A 17,065-nucleotide genomic window follows, 5' to 3' on the forward strand; every position below is an offset into this window, starting at 1 on the left:
CACCTGGAGGGACACGGCCCGGAAGGACCGTGCCCCTCCAGGCGTTTTCGTCCGCGAGCCCATGGCCCTTCCCGCCCGTCCCTCCCCGACTCCCGTCCTCGCCGCCATCGATGTGGGCACCAACGCCGTGCGCCTGGAGCTGGCCCGCCCGGACGCCGAGGGCTCGCTCGAGACCCTCCACCAGGAGCGAGACCCCATCCGCCCCGGCGAGGGCGTCTTCAACACCGGCGTGATGTCCCCGGAGACAGCCGACCGCCTCCTGTCCACCCTGCGCCGCTACGCCGCGCTCTGCCGCCGTCACAAGGCCCAGGTGCGCGCCGTCGCCACCAGCGCGCTGCGCGAGGCCCGCAACCAGCAGGACATCGTGCGCCGCGTGCACGAGGAGGCCGGCCTGGAGCTGGAGGTCGTCAGCGGCAAGGAGGAGGCCCGCCTCATCTGCCTGGGCGTGCTGCACCGCAAGCCCGCCAACTCCCGCTCGCTCCTCGTGGACATCGGCGGTGGCAGCACGGAGGTGGCCATCGCCACCGGCGAGAAGCCCGACGAGCTCTGGAGCCTCTCCCTGGGCTCCGTGCGCCTCACGGAGGTGTTCGACACCGCGCGCGCCGTGACGCCCAAGCAACTGCGGCTGATGCGCAGCTTCGTGGAGGAGACCCTCCACAAGACACTCCCGGAGAAGCTCCCCGCCCTGCCCCGCGTGGCGCTGGGCTCGTCCGGCACCATTGGCGCCGTGGTCGGCTTCGCCGCCGCGGACAACGGAGGCAATGCCACCGTGCGACAGCTCACCCAGACCGTGGAGGCCCTGGCGAAGATGCCGCCGGAGCGCCGCCGCAAGCGCTTCGACCCGCGCCGCGCGGACATCATCGTCTCCGGCGCCGTCATCCTGGAGGGCGTCGCGAAGCACCTGGGCGTGGAGTCCGTCAGCGTCGTCAACCGCGGCCTGCGCGACGGCCTGCTGGTGGACCTGCTCTACCGCCAGGACGAGTCGCGCGAGGACCACAGCCTCGCGGACGCGGCCATCGTCATGGGTCAGCGCTTCCGCTTCGACGAGAAGCACGCCCGCCAGGTGGCGCGCCTGTCCCTGGCCCTCTTCGACGGCCTGGCCTCGCTGCACCAGCTGCCCCTGTCCGTGCGCCCACACCTGGAGGTCGCCGCGCTCCTGCACGACATCGGCACGGCGGTCAGCTACGAGCGCCACCACCGCCACACCTACTACCTCCTCCACAACGCGGACCTCCCGGGCCTGGCGGACCGCGAGCGTGAAATCATCGCGCGCGTCGCCCGCTACCACCGGCGCTCGCCGCCGGAGCTGTCCCACTCCGGCATGGCCGGGCTCACCCCGTCCGAGGCGCGGCGCGTGCGCAAGCTGGCCACGCTGCTTCGGGTGGCGAACTCGCTGGACCACAGCCATCACCAGCCCATCCGCGACTTCAAGGTGACGGATGGCCGCGAGGCGGTGACGCTGCACCTGCACGCCCGCCACCCCCTCGACCTGGAGCTCTGGAACGCCGAGCGCGAGGTCGCCTCCTTCCGCAAGGTGTTCGGCAAGCGGCTCGCCTTCCAGGTCCACTCGGCCGGGCGCTAGAGCCGTCTCCCCGCCCGCTCTCCAGCGGAGGGAGCGCGGCGCACGTCCTGCCCCGCTCCTCTTCCGTGGCCAGAGTCCAGACGAACGGGTCCCGTGTGCCTTCACAAAGGCGCCGTGGGCCTTCACGTCTTTCGAGGCCCTGGCGGGGCAAGGAGCGGAACATGAAGGCAGTCGTTTTCCATGGCATCGGGGACATCCGGCTGGACGACGTCGCGGAGCCGAAGCTGAAGGAGCCCACGGACGCCATCATCCGGCTGACCGCCAGCGCCATCTGCGGCACGGACCTGCACATGATCCGCGGCACCATGCCCGGCATGAAGCCCGGCACCATCCTCGGCCACGAAGGCGTGGGCATCATCGAGGAGCTGGGCAAGGACGTGCGCAACTTCAACGTGGGCGACCGCGTGGTCATCTGCTCCACCATCGGTTGCGGCAACTGCTCGTACTGCCGCGCGGGCTACTATGCCCAGTGCAACGACGCGAACCCCAATGGCCCCGACGCGGGCACGGCCTTCTTCGGCGGGCCGGCGATGACGGGCCCCTTCGACGGCATGCAGGCGGAGAAGGCGCGCATCCCGCACGCGGCCATCACCATGGTGAAGGTGCCCGACGGCGTCACCGACGACCAGGCCATCCTGGTCTCCGACATCTTCCCCACGGGCTACTTCGGCGCGGAGATGGCGGAGATCAAACCGGGTGACACCGTGGCGGTGTTCGGCTGCGGCCCGGTGGGCCTGTTCGCCATCGTGAGCGCGAGGCTCCTGGGCGCGGGGCGCATCTTCGCCATCGACTGCCACGAGGACCGGCTGGCGCTCGCGAAGGCCCAGGGCGCGGAGGTCATCCACTTCGAGGAAGAGGACCCGGTGGAGACGCTCAAGCGCTTCACCGGCGGCATCGGCGTGGACCGCGCCATCGACGCGGTGGGCGTGGACGCGCAGCACGCGCACCACGGTCCGGCCGCCAAGAAGGCCAAGGCGGAGAAGCCCGAGTTCAAGCGCGAGGTGGAGCAGGTCGCGCCCAAGCAGAAGCCGGACGGAGACAACTGGGTGCCCGGCGACGCGCCGTCGCAGGCCGCGCAGTGGGCGGTGCAGTCGCTGGCCAAGGCGGGCACGCTGTCCATCATCGGCGTGTACCCGCAGACGATGAACGCGTTCCCCATTGGCGAGGCGATGAACAAGAACCTCACCCTGCGCATGGGCAACTGCAACCACCGCAAGTACATCCCCAAGCTGCTGGAGCTGGTGCGCTCCGGCACCGTGGACCCCACGGCCATCCTGAGCCACGTGAAGTCCATGGCCTCCGCCATCGACGCGTACCGCAACTTCGACCTGCGCAAGCCGGGCTGGGTGAAGGTGGAACTGGAGCCGGGCGCCACGCTCCAGTGACGCGCGTCACGAATCCAGGATGAGGCACGTGTCGCCGAACTCGTGCCCCAGGTAGCCCGCGCCTTCCGCGTGCGCCGAAGCCCGGAGCAGCAGCGGAAGCGGCGCGAAGGCCTGGAGCAGCGCATGGTGGCTGCTCCCCGAGTCGTGCACGCCGGTGAGCAGCCCGTGCACCACCCGGGGCACGTAGCCGGGCCCGAGCAGCAGGTCCGTCACGTCCTCGCCCGGCACCAGCCTCCCGTGCTGAGTCGCGCGCCCTTCCAGCGCGCGCACCACGGTGGTGCCCACCGCCACCACACGCCCACCGTTCGCTCGAGTCTCCTCCACCAGAGACACGGTGCGCTCGGGGATGTCCGAGCGTTCGGGCCGGGGCAGCGCCGCGTCCAGCGCCGCGTCGCCCGTGGAGGAGAGCCCCGCCGCGTGCGTGAGGGACGCCCAGCGCACGCCGCGCGCCTTCAGCCGCAGCAGCACGGACGCGGTGAGGGGCAGCCCCGCGGAAGGCATCTCCGCGGCCCAGGGCCGTGAGGCGTAGAGCGTCTGCACGTGCCACAGCGCGAGCGGCCCCGCGGTGTACGCGTACTGCACCGGACGGCCCGCCGAGTAGAGGGCCTGCCAGAGCGCCGCGCCGGTCCGGTCGAAGGCCACGCGCAGGAGCCGCGGAGATGGGGGCAGCACCTCCACCACGCGCGCGGTGAGTCCGCCGACGTCCAGGCGCGCGCCCACGGGGAGCTCCGGCGGTGGGGGCCGGTCCTCGGTGCGACGGCGCCAGTCCCCCGCGCCGAAGAGGACGGCGGTCCAGGTGTCGTCAGGTTCGTGGGAGAGGAGCCGCAGCTCGATGGCGGCGCCCGTGCTGGTGCGGCCCGTGAGGGAGCCGGGCAGCGTGGCCGCGTCGTTCATCACCAGCAGGTCGCCTTCGCGGAGCAGTTGGGGCAGTTCCGAGGCGACGGTGTCGGTGAAGCGTTCGCGGTGGGGCTCCACGTGCAGGAGCCTCGCGGTGTCGGGGTGTTCCCGGGGCCAGCGTGCGGCGTTCATGCGGCCTCCCATCTGGCGGCCTCGAAGCGCTGGCCGGACGCGGTGTCGCGGGCCTCCACGAGCGCGAGGATGCGCGCGGCCACGTCCTCCGGCTTCGCCAGCGTCGCAGGGTCGGCGTCCGGGAGCGCGTCTCGGTGCATGGCCGTGTCCATGTCACCAGGGTCCACGGTGAGCAGGCGCACGCCGCTGCCCTCGAACTCCGAGGCCCAGATGCGCGTCAGGTGCTCCAGCGCGGCCTTCGACACGCTGTAGGCGCCCCAGCGGGGATAGGCGGACACGGCGGCGTCGGAGGTGATGTTGAGGATGAGCCCCCGGCCCCGGACGACCATGCTCCCCGCGACGGCCTTCGTCAGGCGGAAGGGCCCCAGCAGGTTGACCTCCAGCACCTGCGACACGTCCTCGCACGCCGTGTCGAGCAGGAGCGGCAGGGGCGTGGGCCCCAGGGTGCTCGCGTTGTTGATCAGGACATCCAGCGGGCCCACGAGCGCGGTGGCCGCGCCGACCAGCGGGTAGATGGCCTGCTTGTCCCCCACGTCGAAGGCGAGCCCGTGCACCGCCAGGCCTCGTGCCTTCAGGGGCGCCACCGCCGACTCCAGCGCCTTCGCGTCGCGGGCCACGCCCACCACCCGCGCGCCCCGAAGGGCGAAGGCCTCCATCAGGGCCCGGCCCAGTCCCCGGCTCGCGCCCGTCACCAGCACTGCTTGATTCCGCATGTCCATGGCATGTCTCTCCTTGAGGCATGGATAGCGGATGGGTGCCGATGCGATGGCATGGGCGCCAATGCGTTGGCAGAATGCCAGCGTATGAGCGAAGAGGACCTTCCAGGCAGACTGGCACGCAACCTGCGGACGCTGCGCGAGACGCGAGGGGCCACGCAGGTGCAGCTCGCGAAGCTGGCGGGCGTGCCCCGGGCCACCTGGGCGCATCTGGAGTCTGGAGCGGCGAACCCCACGCTGTCGGTGCTGCACCGGGTGGCGGGGGCGCTCCAGGTGTCATTGGAGGAGTTGCTGGCCCGGCCCAAGGCGAGCGCCCGGTACTACCGGCGAGACAGCCTTCCCGTGAAACAGCGAGGCGCGGCCTTCCTGCGCAAGCTCCTGCCGGATCCGCTGCCAGGCATGGAGTTCGACCGGATGGAGCTGCCGCCCAGGGCGCGCATCACCGGCGTGCCCCACACCCCGGGCACGCGCGAATACCTGGCCTGTGAGTCCGGCACGATCGCGCTGGTGGCCAGCGGCGAGCGCTTCGTGCTGGAGGCCGGAGACGTCGTCGTGTTCCGGGGAGACCAGAAGCACTCCTACGAGAACCCCGGCGCGCGCACGGCGGTGGGCTACTCCGTCGTGCTGCTCGCGCCGTCGCTGTGAGCATGTCGGACCGGGGTGGAAGCATTCGAGGTGCTCCCCGGAGATAGACCATGCGCGTAGGTATCGTGGCGCTGTTCGCGGCCTTGCTGATGGTGGGCTGCGCGGGCGTGGAGACCTCCTCCACGAGAGGGCGCTCACGGACCTTCCGTCAGGGCACCTCGCAACCCGTCCGAATGCCGACGGGGACGGTGATCCTCGCACCTGCCGGGAAGGTTTCGCGCGAGGCCCTGGAAGTGGGCCTGCTGGACGTGGACGCCTTCGAGAAGTTGCTGGTCCGCGCCGGGCTGGCGGACGTGGACGAGCTGCCCCTGCGCCGCAATCCCTTCACGCCAGATGACGCTGTGGAGGTGCTGGGCCGGCTGATGGAGAGACCGGTGACGCTCGGCACCTTTCCGCCGCGCATGGTGGCGGGGTTCCTGCTGCGCGAGGTATTGGAGCGCGGGGAGGTCTCCCGCGAGGAATTGGCACGGCGGGTGACGCGCTTCGCCCGCGAGCAGGTGGCGGTGCTACGTCCGGACGGCTACCTCGCGTGGGCGCTCAACGGGCGCACGCAGTAGAAGGTCAAGTCCATCGAATGGAGAAACGGCGCCTTCCGCGCGGGCACCTTCGAACTGGGGCGCTTCTACAGCGGCAAGGGCGGGGTCTTCCGCCCGCTCGATGCGCAACTCCGAGTGTCGGACTCAAGGCCTCTGGCCGAGGTGTACGACGACGCGGATGTCGTCAGCCGCTCGCTGGATGGCGCGGAGGACGCCTTCGTGGAGCTGTACCACGCACTGGGCCAGGTCCTCTCCCGCCCCGCGGACAGCATCGCGGGACTGCGCCACCTTCCCGCGGGCATCGTGGCGCTCATCGCGTCGTCGCCCGAGTACTGGGAGCGCTTCCAGTACATGACGGCCGGCGAGCAGATCCGCGAGACGGCCCGGCTCTCGACGAGCGTCGTTGCCATCTGGGGCGCGACGTCGGCGACGACGCGGACACTGAAAGGACTGGCCTCGGGAATCGACACCACGGTGCCCGTGCTGTCGCTGTCAGCGGAGGGAGCGCTGGTACTGGAGCGCGTCTCGGTCCCCGTGGGGCGCACAGCGGCTGTGTTGAGCAGCGGTCCCGGTGCAGCCATTATCGTTCAGCGAGTCGATGATTCAGACGCAGGAGGCTCATCTCCAAGCGGGCCCAGGGGCTATTCGTCCTTCAAGTCGTTCAAGCGGGCCATGGGACCCGCCGGGAACGGGAAGGAGTGGCACCACGTCGTGGAACAAACCGACGGGAACGTCGCGCGCTTCGGGCCCCAGGCGCTCCACAACACGGAGAACGTCATCCCGCTCGACAAGGCACTTCATCATTCGGTGAGTGCATTTTATTCTTCGTACAAGTATCGGATTACAGGTTCGACGTCGCTGACGGTGCGCCAGTGGCTGAGCACCCAATCATTCGAAGCTCAAGCTGCTTTCGGGCTCCGCGCAATCGATAACATTCGGAACAGACTATGGTGATGGACGACCTTCAGAAGATCGTCGAGAAATTCGCGAGGCATACGGCGGCCCAAACCGAGGCCATCATGCGAGGAGATGCGAGAGCGGGGAACAAACACGCGAAGGAATCACTCGCAGCATTCAATCGACTGAGGGCCCATGGAGATGCAGGGCGGGACGCGCTCGCAACCCTCTTCACCCATCCGAGCATGGATGTTCGAACGGCAGCGGCTGCTCTGCTCCTGCGGTATCGCACCGCCGAAGCGAAAGCCGTATTGGAGGAGGCGGCGAAGGGTAAGGGGCTGATCCCCTTCGAAGCGCAGGAAGCCCTGAAGCGCTGGGAGGAAGGAACCTGGTCCCTGGACCCCGCCTGAGCCAAGGCCGCCCGCTACGCCCCGCCGCCCTGCCACGTCAGCATCCCCATCACGCCCACGTCGCGGGCTCCTCCCGCGTGGAGCCTCCAGGGCACCGCCACTCCGAACTCCAGGGACTTCAGTGGGCGCGCGAGCAGCCCCGGTGACAGGAGCAGGGTGGAGGTGCCGTCCTCGTCCCTCCAGCCGGCCTCCACCATGGGCCGCAGCGGCCCCAGGGCCAGCACCGCTCCTGCCGCGAAGTCCGGATGCAGCTCGCTTCCCAGGCCGCGCACCCCGGGTAGCTCCTCCGCCTTCAACTGGAGGTTGAAGCCCACCGGCCCCACGTCCTGATACGCCAGCAGGTATGGTTCGAAGCCCGGACGGAAGCGGTCGTCCCGGAAGTCTCGCGTGGCCTCCAGGTCCATGCCCAGGCTCAGCGTGAAGCCCCGCCGGCTGTCGTTGATCAGCGCCAGGCCGATGCCCGCCTCCGCCGTGTCCAGCCCTCGCGGATCCTCCGGCGTCGTCAGCGCCACCTTCGCTTCCAACTGCACGCGGTCGCTCAGGCCATACTCGCCGCGCACCGGCAGCTCGAAGCGCGTCTCATCATCCTGACGCGTCCACTCCAGCCCCGTGCCCAGCTCCACCTGCCCGCGCTGCTGCGGCGGAGCCCCGTCCCCGAGAAAGAACTCCTGCACCCGCCCCTGCACCCCTTCCGCCGCCACCGCCGGCACCGAGAAGAGGCCCAGGAGTCCCACCGTGACGAGCCGCCGTCCGTTCGCCATGCCCGCACGGTGGACACGGCCCTCGTGCTCCGGGGCCTCTCCGCCGTGCGCCCCACCGCCCGGCCGCCCGCTCGCTTCGGGAACAACCCGATGCGTTGGCGCTCCGCGTGGGGGCTTGCGTCACCGTGCGTGAGGGTGGCAAGCCTGCGCTCCCACTTCTTCGAGAAACGACCATGCCCCTCCCCTCCGCTCGACACACCGTGGCCCTGCTGGCGCTGGGCCTCACCGCCTGTGGCGGCAAGGACGTCCGCCCCGGCGATGAGAATCCCAACCCCGTCACCGACCCCTGCGTGGAGAGCACCACCGCCGACCCGGCGAGCGGGACATGCGCGCCCCTGCGGTTGCAGTGCGCGAAGGACCTGAGCGGCTTCAAGACGGACCGCTACGTCTGGCGCGACCGCGACTGCCGCGTGCGCTCCGTGTCGCTCGTGCGCAACGACGCGGCGGACCCCGCGGGCTGGAACGGCGGCTACATCCGCCGCTACACCTACGAGGTCGCGGGCGCCGAGCGCGTCTGCGACGGCCAGAACCCGCAGGTGCCCGGCTGGGGCATGGTGACCAGCCACCTGAAGGAAGGCCAGACGTGGGGCGCCTGGACGCAGGACGTGCGCGGCACCGGCCGCTTCGTCTTCAAGGGCGCGCACCATGCCCTGCACGAGCTGAAGTGGCCGCTGTCGCTGGATGGCCGCGTGGTGCAGGTCACCGTGCAGTACCTCTTCGCCACCGGCCGCGACCACCCGCTGTATGCCATCACCCACGACGCGTCCGGCTTCCCCGCGAACCAGATTGAAGCCGACGTGCGCTCGCCCTACGGCGACCTGGGCTTCGACGGCAACGCCAACACGGACATCGCCGGCCTGGGCTGGGGCGACCGCTACCGCTTCGTCACGCTGTCCTCCCCCGTGACGATGAACACCGGCTGGGACTACCGCGAACCCAACGTCGTCCCCTACACGCGCATGTGGACCGCCGCGCCGGACGCGGAGATGGGCGCGGTGCAGACCCAGACGTGGGAGCAGAAGCCCGCGGGCGGCTACTGGCTGTATCCGGAGTGGGGCACGCGCCACGCCAACGGCCCCATGCCCGTGGACTACAACTGGCCCTACCAGCTCAACCAGTACGAACTGCCCTCCGTCACCAACTCGCACCGGCTCGCGTGGGGCAGCAACTTCGGCGCGGTGGGCCTCTCCCAGTACCCGCGCCTGGGTGACGACGGCGTGATGCTCTCCGGCCACCCCTACCAGAGCTACTCCGTCTTCATGGTGCTGGGCACGCACTCGGCCAGTCCCGTGCTGTCGCTCGTGTCGGAGGTGGAGGCCTGGCAGGGCGTGAAGCTCACCGCCACCCAGGGCACCGTGCGCACGCGCGGCCCGGGCGGCGTGGGCCGGACCGACTCCGTCCCCTACGACGTCGCCGGCTACAACCCCGTCTACGCCACGTGGGAGGCGGACGCCGCCTCCAACCGCGTGACGCTGGCGTTCGACACCGCGGGGCGCACGCTCGCGCGCCCCATGCTGGTGGTGCACGGCTACACCGCCACCACCGCGCCGGCGACAGTCACCCTGGAGGGCCAGCCGCTCACCGCGGACACGGACTACTTCGCTTCCGTGGACGTGGAGGGCAAGGCGCTCTGGCTCACGCTCCAGCGCGACCTGAAGGGCACCGCCACCCTGAAGGTGGAGTAGCCCACGCATGGGACGGGCCCCTGGCACCCTCGCGAGTGCCCGGGGCCTTCCCTGTCAGCGCTTCACGCTGGACCGTCAGTCCGCGTCGCCGCTGCCGCCGTAGCCCTGCGGGGCATTCGAGCGCAGCCGCTGCCACTCGGCGCGGGCGTCCTGCTCCACGCGCTTCTGCTCGTCCACGCGGCGCCGGGCGTCCTCCACCTCGCCCTTGGCCCGAGCGACGACGGACATGAAGTTCGCCTCGGACATCTCCTTGGCGCGCACGTCCCCGCTCTTCTCCAGCGCCTTGAACTGGGCCAGGTTGAGCTCGGATTCCGCCACCCTCAGCTCGGCGTCGCGCAGGTCCTTCTCCGCCTTGGCGGTGTCCGTCTTGCGCTCGTGCCAGGCCACCTCGGCGTCCGCGGCGGCGCGTCCCGCCTCGGCGCCCTGGAGCTTGGACTGCGCCTGAGAAATGGCGCCCTGCTGACCGGTGGCCTCCGCGGCCTTCACCGCGGCCTTCTCCGCCTCCATGCGGCTCTTGGCGGCGTCGCCGTTGCGGCGGGCCACTTCCGCGGCGCGCTCGGCGTCACGCACCGCCACCTCGGCGCGCGTCACGTTGTCCGCGGCCTTGGTGCGGGCCAGCTGCGCGTCACGCACCTCGCCCAGCTGGTCCTCGGGGATGCGCGCCATCATCGCGTCGTCCACGCGCGCGGCCTTGGAGCTGCTGCACCCGGCGCTGAACGCCAGGGTCGCCCCCAACGCCAGTCCCATCACCCAATGACGCTTCGTCCTGTTCTGGAACATGCTCTCAATCCCCCGTCCAAGAAGATGACTGGGAAAGAACGTAGACACGCCCCCGTCACGCGACAGGGGCCACGGACGCCGCCGTTCCCTCTGGAATCCACCCGCGTCCGGGCAGGCCGTGGAGCAGGCAGGCTCGGTCCCTTCTCCTCTCCGCGCCGTTGCCGCCCGGCACTTTCGTCACGGCGGATGTCCCAACCCGGACGCGGTGCGTGTCTCAAGGGCGCGCGAACGACGCGCCACCAGGGAGAGGGACGACATGAAGCGAACCGGATGGGGATTCGTGCTGGGAACGGGCTGCGCGCTGATGGTCGCGGCCTGCGGCGCCGGGCCCGAGGATTTCGATGACCTCGAGGGCACGGAGTCCGTGAAGATGAGCATCTCGCTGGCGGGGGACGCGTGCGGCGTCACTTCCGCCGCGGCGACCGTGAGCGCGCCGGACCTCCCGCCCTCGTACCCCCAATCCCTCTCCGTGGGGAACGGCTACATCGAGGGCTACCTGAGCAACATCCCCGTCGGGCCCCGGCGCATCGTGGACGTGCGGGCCTACAACAGCGCGGGCAAGGAGGTGTACGCCGGCAGCGCGGCCGTGGACGTGTACCAGGGCTCCGTGGCGTACGCGCAGCTCCAGTTGAAGCGCAACCCGCAGAACTGCCCGGGCACCGGAACGGGCGACATCTACATCATCGGCACGCTGGAGGGCACCGGCCCGGGCTGGGACGCGGGCTACGACGCGGGCCCCGGTCCGTCCTACGATGCGGGGCCCATCTACGACGCGGGCAGCGCGTTCGACGCGGGTTAGAGCAGGAGCCATCCATGGGGAGCTCGGCCCGGTCCATCACCACGGCCCTCGTGCTGGGCTCCCTCATGGGGTGCGCCACGGCGCCCTCGATGAACACGGATCTGGAGAAGGGCCCGCTGGGCTCCAGGACCCAGATGAAGACGCCCCTCGACGCCGACAGCGGCCCCCGCGTCGAGGAACTCGAAAATCCGAGCACCCGGCCGTTCGACCCGACGAGGTACCTGCGGATCCATGGACGGGGCAAGACCCGGCGGCTCGTCACGGACGAGACAGGCCGCCGGCCCCTGTGCCGGCGGATCAGCGACAATGCGCCCGAGGGCTGTCCGGAGCTCGATGGCCTGGCCTGGCTGGACCTCCTCTCCGCCCGGCTGAGCGCCCAGAACATCCGCCCCGGGGCGTGGCCCGCCCCCGCCGTCAAAGCGCGGAAGGACGGCCGCGAGCCGTGGACCTTCTGCGTGTCCCTCCTGGACTGGCAGTACGTGGACGCGACCATCGCCGCCATCGACGCGCTGCTCATCGAACAGGACATCACCACCGACGTCTGCATCGTGCTTCACGGCGTCGAGGACTGGGAACATTGGTAGTCCTCAGGAGCCCCGGCCGTAGAACCACGCGGTGAGGGCCAGGCGGGTGGCGTGGGCGGGCATCACCTCGTGCTCCAGCCGCTCGCTCAGGAACACCACCAGGCGGTCCAGCACGGGCGCCACCTCCACGGGGGCACCGGCGTCCTCCGGGAACAGGCGCAGCACGCCGCCATGCTCCGGCTTCCAATCGGCGTTCGCGTACCAGATGGCGGTGAGCCGGCGGTTGGACCGGCCCGGGAACGCGTCGCGGTGGCGGGCGTAGCGCGCACCGCCGCCGGGATAGCAGGCGAGCTGTACGTCGAATCTCCCCAGCCCCAGGTACGCGCCCGCGGACACGGCCTCCCCCAGTAAATGGAAGCGGTGCCACAGGGCTTCGAGTTCGGGGGCGGCGCCGGGCAGCACCCACTCGATGTGGTCACCACGCACGGACGTATCGACCGCATGGTCCGCGCCGCGCCGGATGCCCGCGGGCTTCAGCATCCTGGCTTCGACTCGCGCGAGCGCCGCGGCCCTTGCCGCCAGCGCTCGCGCCTCACCAAGGAAGGCGTCCCGCACGAAGAATCCCTGGGAACCCAGAGCCTCCGCCTCCACGTCCGTCAGCTCCATCCTGCGTGACTCCTTCGCGAGTCCCTGTCCGGAAGCCCGCGTCCGACACGCTGCACCAGGACGCCCCCGTTCCGGAAGCGGGTAGACTTTCCCCCATGGCGAAGAACGTCACGCGAGCCCTCTCCCTCCTCGCCGCGGTCGCGCTCGGCGCGCTGGGGGCCTGGGTGCTGCTACGCCCCACGTCTCCCCGGCTGCCGGACACGGCGGCGGTCGTGGAGCAGATGCGGGAGGTGGCCCGGCTGGAGACGCTGGACGTGTCCCTCTACAAGAAGGTCACGTTCACGCCGGAGCCGCAGGCCACGGACGCGCTGTGGAAGGACGTGCTGCTCTGGGCCAGCTACACGCTCCAGAACCCGCACGGCCGCGCCATCGTGTTCGCGGACGCGCACCTGGGGTTCGACTTCCAGCGCTTCGACTCGAGCCACCTGCGCGCCGTGGGCACGCGCGTGGACGTGCTCCTGCCGCCGCTCCAGGTCACGGTGGCCCTGCGGCCCGGGGAGACGGAAGTCATCGACTCCAACCTGGACAGCGCGCAGACGGCGCAGCTGTTGGAGAAGGCGCGGCTGGCCTTTGAAAGAGAGGTGCGGCAGGACCGGCGCCTCCAGGAGAAGGCGCGACAGTCCGCGGAGCGCTCGCTGCGGGGGCTCCTGCTCACGCTGGGCTTCCGCGAGGTGCGGTTCGTGGAGACCTTGCCGGTGGGGAGCGCGGGATGACGGAACGTCTGGAGTTGATTCAAGGAGACATCACGCGCATCGCGGCGGACGCGATCGTGAACGCGGCGAACTCCGGCCTGTCGGGTGGCGGAGGCGTGGACGGTGCCATCCACCGCGCGGCGGGGCCAGAGCTGCTCGCGGAGTGCCGCACGGTGGGCCGCTGTCCCACGGGCGAGGCGCGCATCACGAAGGGTTACCGGCTGCCCGCGGCCCACGTCATCCACGCGGTGGGCCCCTCGTGGTGGGGCGGCGACCGGGGCGAGGACGAACTGCTGGCCTCGTGCTACCGGAGCACGTTCGCGCTGATGGAGCAGCACGGACTGCGCACGGTGGCGTTCCCCGCCATCTCCACGGGCGCCTACGGCTTCCCCATCGAACGGGCCGCGCCCATCGCGCTGCGGGAGATCCGCGCGGCCCTGGCGCGGCGGCCGGAGCTGGAGCGCGTCACCGTGGTCCTCTTCAGCGAGCAGGACCTGAAGGTGTATCAGCGGGCGCTGAACGCGTAGGTCACGCGCTCCGCAGTGAGTCTCCGTCCAGCACGAACGAGCCGGGCACGCCGTCCGGGACATGCCCCAGCGCGGCGAGCCTCCGCACCGATTCACCGTCCGGGTCGCGGCACAGGAGTGCCACCTCGCGCCGGCCCAGGCTCACGCGCAGCGGGCCTCCGCCCGTGGCGGCATCCAGCCTGCGGCGCTGGGCCTTCGTGAGCAGCCGTGCGCCGTCATGCCCGTCGCCGCCCGCCACCGCCCAGACGCCGGAGAACGCCTCCGCCAGGCGCACCTCGCCCTGGTCGATGACGACGGGCCGCACGTCCGCGGGCCGCAGCTCCAGGTTGTGCCACGCCGCCGCGTCCACCGCTTCGAGCGTGAGCCCCGCGTCCTTCAGCGCGGAGGCCGGCAGGTAGCGCACGAACTCCGCGTCCTCCAGCACGTAGAAGACCTCCAGCCCCGCGGCCCCGGACGGAACAGCGCGCCCTGGGTTCCCGCCACGAAGCCCTGGGGCCGCAGCACCGGGCGCAGCGCATCCAATGACACCCCCGTGGGCCCCACTCCCGAGGACAACCCGCCCAGCCTCGACGCCAGCGCCTCCACGTGCGCGGTGAGCCCCTGCGTGCCCGGTGCCTCCTGATACGAGGCATACAGCGAACCCACGTCCACGCGGCCCACGCCCCCCGAGGCCAGCTTCACCAGCAGGTCGCGCCCCTGACGCCGGAAGGCCACGCCCGCGCGGCCCAACGCGGCGGTGAGCGCGGCGGTGAACTCCGGGCGCAGCACCTGCTCCTCCGGCGCGGGCGGCGGAGGCAGGTCCGCGGCCTCCAGCTCCGCGCGCAGCAGCTTCGCCTCCGCGTCGAAGGGATCCCGCTCCACGGCCTCCGCCACGTACGCGCGGGCGCGTGCCCCCTCGCCCTGCCGCAGCGCGAGCACGGCCAGCACCTTGAGGGCCTCCGGATCGCCAGGGCTCAGGACCAGCGCTTCGCGCAGCTCGGCCTCCGCCTCCCGGTGCCGCTCCAGTCCCAGCAGCGCTCGCGCGAGCCCCAGGCGCACCTGGAGGTCCTTGGGGAAGTCACGCCGCAGGGCCTGCATCAACGGCAGGGCTTCGCGCTCCGCGTCCGCGTTGACCAGCGCATGCGCCACGGTGAGTCGCAGCGTAGGCCCGGGCGTGCGCGCGGCCTCGTCACGCAGCGCCTCCAGCTCCGCGCCGCTGAGCACTTCACCCGCCTCCACCTTGCGGCGCAGGCGCTCCAGTTCCACCGGGGAAATCACGCGCGGACTCTACTCCCTCTGGAGTTCAGGCCCGTCAATGGGTTGCGTCGTGCTCGACCGTCTCCTCCTCGCCCCGGGTCTGGGAGAGGAAGTCGTCCAGGGCGCCCACGTCGATGGGCTTGCGGAACACGGCATCCACCTGCGCCAGGCTCGCGCGGTTCTGGCCCCGCACGTCCATGCCGGTGACGATGGCCAGCAGCGCATGCGGCGAGCGCTGCCGCAGCTCGCGCGCCAGCTCCCAGCCCGTCATCTCCGGCATCACCGCGTCCAGGAGCGCGGCGTCGTAGGGCTGCTTCTCCCAGATGCGCAGGGCGATGTCCGGGCTGTGCGCCACCTGCACCTCGTAGCCCTCCTCTCCCAGCACCTCCGCCATCATCCGCGCGTTGTCCAGGTCGTCGTCCACCACCAGCACGCGGCGCGCACGCCCGGGCATGCGCGGCACGCCTCCCGGGGCCATCTGGGGCACCGTCGGCGACGGCGGGGGCACGCCGGCCGAAGCGTCGCGGAAGCGCGGCAGCCGCACGATGAAGCTCGCGCCCGAGCCGTCGCGCCGGTTCTCCACCGTCAGCTCTCCGCCCCAGCGCTGCACCTGCGTGCGCGCCACCGCCAGGAACAGCGAGAACTGCGGCGCTCCCGGGTCCCGGCGCAGCGGGTCGAACAGGCCCGCCAGCTCATCCTGCGCGTAGGGCCGTCCCCCGTCCTCGATGCGCAGGTCCAGCCAGTCCTCACCGAAGGGACGCGAGCGGACCACCAGCATGCCGCCCTCCTCCATGCGGTCGCGCGCGGACAGGAGCAGGTTGACGATGAGCTCCCGGAAGAAGCCCGCGTCCACCTTCACGCCCCACGGGAAGCCCAGGTCCAGCTCCGTGTGCACCGGGTGCTGACGCTGCTCCAGCTCTCCTCGCGCCAGCTCCAGCGCCTCGCGCACCGTCTGGTCCACCGGCACGTTGGCCAGGCGCTCCTCGGTGCGCTGCACGCTGAACTCCTGCAGCCGCGCCACCAGCTCGCCGATGTTGCGCACCGTCTTGTCCAGCGCGTCGACGTGCTCGGGTTTGTATTCGCGTTGCAAGAGCGTGATGCGCAGCCGCAGCACGTTGAGGAAGTTGTTGAGCGCGTGCGCGGCACCGCTCGCCAGTTGCCCCAGCGCCTGCTGCCGGGTGCGCCGCAGGAGCTGTCCCTGGAGCCTGCGCACCTCGCCGTGCGCGTTCTCCAGGGCCTTGGTCTTCACCGCGGCTTCCGTGCGGTCGCTGAAGGTCTGGATGACGCCCGCGAGGACCTGGTCCTCCTCCCACACCGGCGTGGCGCTCATCTCCAGTGTGGCGTCCCCGCCGCCGGGGCGCTCCACCTGCATCATCACGCCGCGCACCGGCCCCTTCTCGCGCAGCGCGCGCAGGAAGGGCATGTCCTGCACCTTGAAGGGCTCGCCCGTGGGGTGCCGCGCGTTGACCTGGGTGAGCACGGGGCCCAGCGAACCCGCGGCGCGCGCGCCCACCACCGCGCGCATGGGCACGCCCATCAGGCGGCTCACCGGCGGCGAGGCGAAGGACACCATGCCGTCCGTCTCCGCCAGGAGGATGCCCACCTCCACGTGGTTGAGCACCGACTCCATCACCGCCGCCTCGCGGAAGCGCACCTCCTCCGTCTTGAGCACGCGCGCGTAGGAGGCCTGCGCGGACGCGTCCGCCTCCCACACCAGCTCCGACACCAGCTCCGCCACGTCCGCGTGGATGACGCCTCCGTTGCGGCGTGAATAGACGTAGAGCAGCACCTCCTGGAGCGACTTGAACTCGCGGGTCAGGTCCTCGGGTTCGAAGTTCTGGTCGTACCGGAAGGCCCCGTGCGAACGCACCACCTCCGGCCACAGCCGCACGGCGTCCTCGCCCCGGTTCTCGAGCAGCCGGGCAAGCTCATCCAGCAGATGGCGCAGCGGCGCGCGCAGGTCCCGGCCGGGGACCTCCACCTCGTACGTCTCCGCGCGCAGGCGCTTGGACCACAAGCGCGTGATGCGCTCGCCCTCGTCCGAGAGCAGACCCGACAGCGCGGCGATGGCGTCTTGGGAAGAAGGCACGCTCAAGGGCGCACGATGCGCACGCCCCCCGCGCCCAGCCACCCGTCCCCCGTCCTCTCGCGGTGCGGCAATGTCAGGCGCTCCACACGAACGCTCCATCACGGGC

At 71.2% G+C, this 17,065-nt stretch carries 19 protein-coding genes; 11 read left to right on the plus strand and 8 right to left on the minus strand.

From position 1 onward, the window contains the following. Positions 1 to 61 precede the first annotated feature (61 nt). Entirely contained in the window at positions 62 to 1,582 is a 1,521-nt protein-coding gene (locus tag ACX114_RS34595; RefSeq protein WP_459291601.1) for a Ppx/GppA phosphatase family protein, read from the plus strand. Positions 1,583 to 1,743: 161 nt separating this feature from the next. Next, positions 1,744 to 2,967 (plus strand): zinc-dependent alcohol dehydrogenase, encoded by a 1,224-nt coding sequence (locus tag ACX114_RS34600; RefSeq protein ID WP_459291602.1) that lies wholly within the window; start codon positions 1,744 to 1,746, stop codon positions 2,965 to 2,967. A gap of 6 nt (positions 2,968 to 2,973) precedes the next feature. Here the strand turns inward: ACX114_RS34600 and ACX114_RS34605 are convergent, their stop codons facing one another. Both ACX114_RS34605 and ACX114_RS34610 read right to left on the minus strand, forming a co-directional pair. Further along, positions 2,974 to 3,996 carry an S-adenosylmethionine:tRNA ribosyltransferase-isomerase gene (locus ACX114_RS34605; protein WP_459291603.1) on the minus strand — a complete coding sequence of 341 codons (1,023 nt, stop codon included), beginning with the start codon at positions 3,994 to 3,996 and terminating at the stop codon, positions 2,974 to 2,976. After that, positions 3,993 to 4,709, minus strand: a complete 717-nt coding sequence (locus ACX114_RS34610; RefSeq protein ID WP_459291604.1) for an SDR family NAD(P)-dependent oxidoreductase — start codon at positions 4,707 to 4,709, stop codon at positions 3,993 to 3,995. The genes ACX114_RS34605 and ACX114_RS34610 overlap by 4 nt, the downstream gene beginning before the upstream one ends. A 90-nt stretch (positions 4,710 to 4,799) precedes the next feature. Between ACX114_RS34610 and ACX114_RS34615 the strand changes: the two genes are divergently transcribed. The 4 genes from ACX114_RS34615 (at position 4,800) to ACX114_RS34630 (ending at position 7,200) form a co-directional block, all read left to right on the plus strand. Then, positions 4,800 to 5,357, plus strand: coding sequence for a helix-turn-helix domain-containing protein (locus ACX114_RS34615; RefSeq protein ID WP_459291605.1), 558 nt, complete (start codon positions 4,800 to 4,802; stop codon positions 5,355 to 5,357). A 50-nt stretch (positions 5,358 to 5,407) separates the two neighbouring features. Further along, complete coding sequence (locus ACX114_RS34620; protein ID WP_459291606.1) at positions 5,408 to 5,914, plus strand: hypothetical protein; 507 nt, start codon at positions 5,408 to 5,410, stop codon at positions 5,912 to 5,914. A 141-nt stretch (positions 5,915 to 6,055) separates the two neighbouring features. Next, complete coding sequence (locus tag ACX114_RS34625; RefSeq protein ID WP_459291607.1) at positions 6,056 to 6,847, plus strand: hypothetical protein; 792 nt, start codon at positions 6,056 to 6,058, stop codon at positions 6,845 to 6,847. Beyond that, positions 6,841 to 7,200 carry a DUF2019 domain-containing protein gene (locus tag ACX114_RS34630; protein WP_459291608.1) on the plus strand — a complete coding sequence of 120 codons (360 nt, stop codon included), beginning with the start codon at positions 6,841 to 6,843 and terminating at the stop codon, positions 7,198 to 7,200. Before ACX114_RS34625 ends, ACX114_RS34630 begins: the two co-directional genes overlap by 7 nt. A gap of 14 nt (positions 7,201 to 7,214) precedes the next feature. Here ACX114_RS34630 and ACX114_RS34635 read toward each other — a convergent pair whose 3' ends face one another. After that, positions 7,215 to 7,961 (minus strand): hypothetical protein, encoded by a 747-nt coding sequence (locus ACX114_RS34635; protein ID WP_459291609.1) that lies wholly within the window; start codon positions 7,959 to 7,961, stop codon positions 7,215 to 7,217. A 173-nt stretch (positions 7,962 to 8,134) separates the two neighbouring features. Between ACX114_RS34635 and ACX114_RS34640 the strand changes: the two genes are divergently transcribed. Further along, a complete protein-coding gene (locus ACX114_RS34640; protein ID WP_459291610.1) occupies positions 8,135 to 9,646 on the plus strand; it encodes a hypothetical protein in 1,512 nt (503 codons plus the stop codon). A gap of 75 nt (positions 9,647 to 9,721) precedes the next feature. On the opposite strand, the gene ACX114_RS34645 is transcribed toward ACX114_RS34640, so the two are convergent. Continuing rightward, on the minus strand, positions 9,722 to 10,426 hold the full coding sequence (locus ACX114_RS34645) for a hypothetical protein (RefSeq protein ID WP_459291611.1): 705 nt from the start codon (positions 10,424 to 10,426) through the stop codon (positions 9,722 to 9,724). A 256-nt stretch (positions 10,427 to 10,682) separates the two neighbouring features. On the opposite strand from ACX114_RS34645, the gene ACX114_RS34650 reads away from it, so the two are divergent. Beyond that, on the plus strand, positions 10,683 to 11,225 hold the full coding sequence (locus ACX114_RS34650; protein WP_459291612.1) for a hypothetical protein: 543 nt from the start codon (positions 10,683 to 10,685) through the stop codon (positions 11,223 to 11,225). 14 nt (positions 11,226 to 11,239) lie between these two features. Next, complete coding sequence (locus ACX114_RS34655; RefSeq protein ID WP_459291613.1) at positions 11,240 to 11,809, plus strand: hypothetical protein; 570 nt, start codon at positions 11,240 to 11,242, stop codon at positions 11,807 to 11,809. Positions 11,810 to 11,812: 3 nt separating this feature from the next. Here ACX114_RS34655 and ACX114_RS34660 read toward each other — a convergent pair whose 3' ends face one another. Next, positions 11,813 to 12,415, minus strand: a complete 603-nt coding sequence (locus tag ACX114_RS34660) for a 2OG-Fe(II) oxygenase (RefSeq protein WP_459291614.1) — start codon at positions 12,413 to 12,415, stop codon at positions 11,813 to 11,815. A 95-nt stretch (positions 12,416 to 12,510) separates the two neighbouring features. On the opposite strand from ACX114_RS34660, the gene ACX114_RS34665 reads away from it, so the two are divergent. Both ACX114_RS34665 and ACX114_RS34670 read left to right on the plus strand, forming a co-directional pair. Further along, a complete protein-coding gene (locus ACX114_RS34665) occupies positions 12,511 to 13,128 on the plus strand; it encodes a DUF4230 domain-containing protein (RefSeq protein ID WP_459291615.1) in 618 nt (205 codons plus the stop codon). Further along, positions 13,125 to 13,634 (plus strand): O-acetyl-ADP-ribose deacetylase, encoded by a 510-nt coding sequence (locus ACX114_RS34670; RefSeq protein ID WP_459291616.1) that lies wholly within the window; start codon positions 13,125 to 13,127, stop codon positions 13,632 to 13,634. The genes ACX114_RS34665 and ACX114_RS34670 overlap by 4 nt, the downstream gene beginning before the upstream one ends. Position 13,635: 1 nt before the next feature. On the opposite strand, the gene ACX114_RS34675 is transcribed toward ACX114_RS34670, so the two are convergent. From ACX114_RS34675 to ACX114_RS34685, 3 genes are read right to left on the minus strand one after another with little or no spacing between them, the layout of a single operon-like run. After that, entirely contained in the window at positions 13,636 to 14,058 is a 423-nt protein-coding gene (locus ACX114_RS34675; RefSeq protein WP_459291617.1) for a DUF1444 domain-containing protein, read from the minus strand. After that, positions 14,010 to 14,891 (minus strand): tetratricopeptide repeat protein, encoded by an 882-nt coding sequence (locus tag ACX114_RS34680; RefSeq protein WP_459291618.1) that lies wholly within the window; start codon positions 14,889 to 14,891, stop codon positions 14,010 to 14,012. The genes ACX114_RS34675 and ACX114_RS34680 overlap by 49 nt, the downstream gene beginning before the upstream one ends. Before the next feature lie 34 nt (positions 14,892 to 14,925). Further along, positions 14,926 to 16,959 (minus strand): hybrid sensor histidine kinase/response regulator, encoded by a 2,034-nt coding sequence (locus ACX114_RS34685; RefSeq protein ID WP_459291619.1) that lies wholly within the window; start codon positions 16,957 to 16,959, stop codon positions 14,926 to 14,928. Positions 16,960 to 17,065: the final 106 nt, after the last annotated feature.

It is taken from the genome of Corallococcus sp. M7, from assembly GCF_054512695.1.

Coding starts and splice junctions, on each gene's coding strand:
- ACX114_RS34635 (WP_459291609.1), bottom strand. CDS start 7,961: ATGGCGAACGGACGGCGGCTCGTCACGGTGGGACTCCTGGGCCTCTTC.
- ACX114_RS34655 (WP_459291613.1), top strand. CDS start 11,240: ATGGGGAGCTCGGCCCGGTCCATCACCACGGCCCTCGTGCTGGGCTCC.
- ACX114_RS34605 (WP_459291603.1), bottom strand. CDS start 3,996: ATGAACGCCGCACGCTGGCCCCGGGAACACCCCGACACCGCGAGGCTC.
- ACX114_RS34595 (WP_459291601.1), top strand. CDS start 62: ATGGCCCTTCCCGCCCGTCCCTCCCCGACTCCCGTCCTCGCCGCCATC.
- ACX114_RS34630 (WP_459291608.1), top strand. CDS start 6,841: ATGGTGATGGACGACCTTCAGAAGATCGTCGAGAAATTCGCGAGGCAT.
- ACX114_RS34660 (WP_459291614.1), bottom strand. CDS start 12,415: ATGGAGCTGACGGACGTGGAGGCGGAGGCTCTGGGTTCCCAGGGATTC.
- ACX114_RS34640 (WP_459291610.1), top strand. CDS start 8,135: ATGCCCCTCCCCTCCGCTCGACACACCGTGGCCCTGCTGGCGCTGGGC.
- ACX114_RS34665 (WP_459291615.1), top strand. CDS start 12,511: ATGGCGAAGAACGTCACGCGAGCCCTCTCCCTCCTCGCCGCGGTCGCG.
- ACX114_RS34620 (WP_459291606.1), top strand. CDS start 5,408: ATGCGCGTAGGTATCGTGGCGCTGTTCGCGGCCTTGCTGATGGTGGGC.
- ACX114_RS34645 (WP_459291611.1), bottom strand. CDS start 10,426: ATGTTCCAGAACAGGACGAAGCGTCATTGGGTGATGGGACTGGCGTTG.
- ACX114_RS34615 (WP_459291605.1), top strand. CDS start 4,800: ATGAGCGAAGAGGACCTTCCAGGCAGACTGGCACGCAACCTGCGGACG.
- ACX114_RS34600 (WP_459291602.1), top strand. CDS start 1,744: ATGAAGGCAGTCGTTTTCCATGGCATCGGGGACATCCGGCTGGACGAC.
- ACX114_RS34650 (WP_459291612.1), top strand. CDS start 10,683: ATGAAGCGAACCGGATGGGGATTCGTGCTGGGAACGGGCTGCGCGCTG.
- ACX114_RS34670 (WP_459291616.1), top strand. CDS start 13,125: ATGACGGAACGTCTGGAGTTGATTCAAGGAGACATCACGCGCATCGCG.
- ACX114_RS34610 (WP_459291604.1), bottom strand. CDS start 4,709: ATGCGGAATCAAGCAGTGCTGGTGACGGGCGCGAGCCGGGGACTGGGC.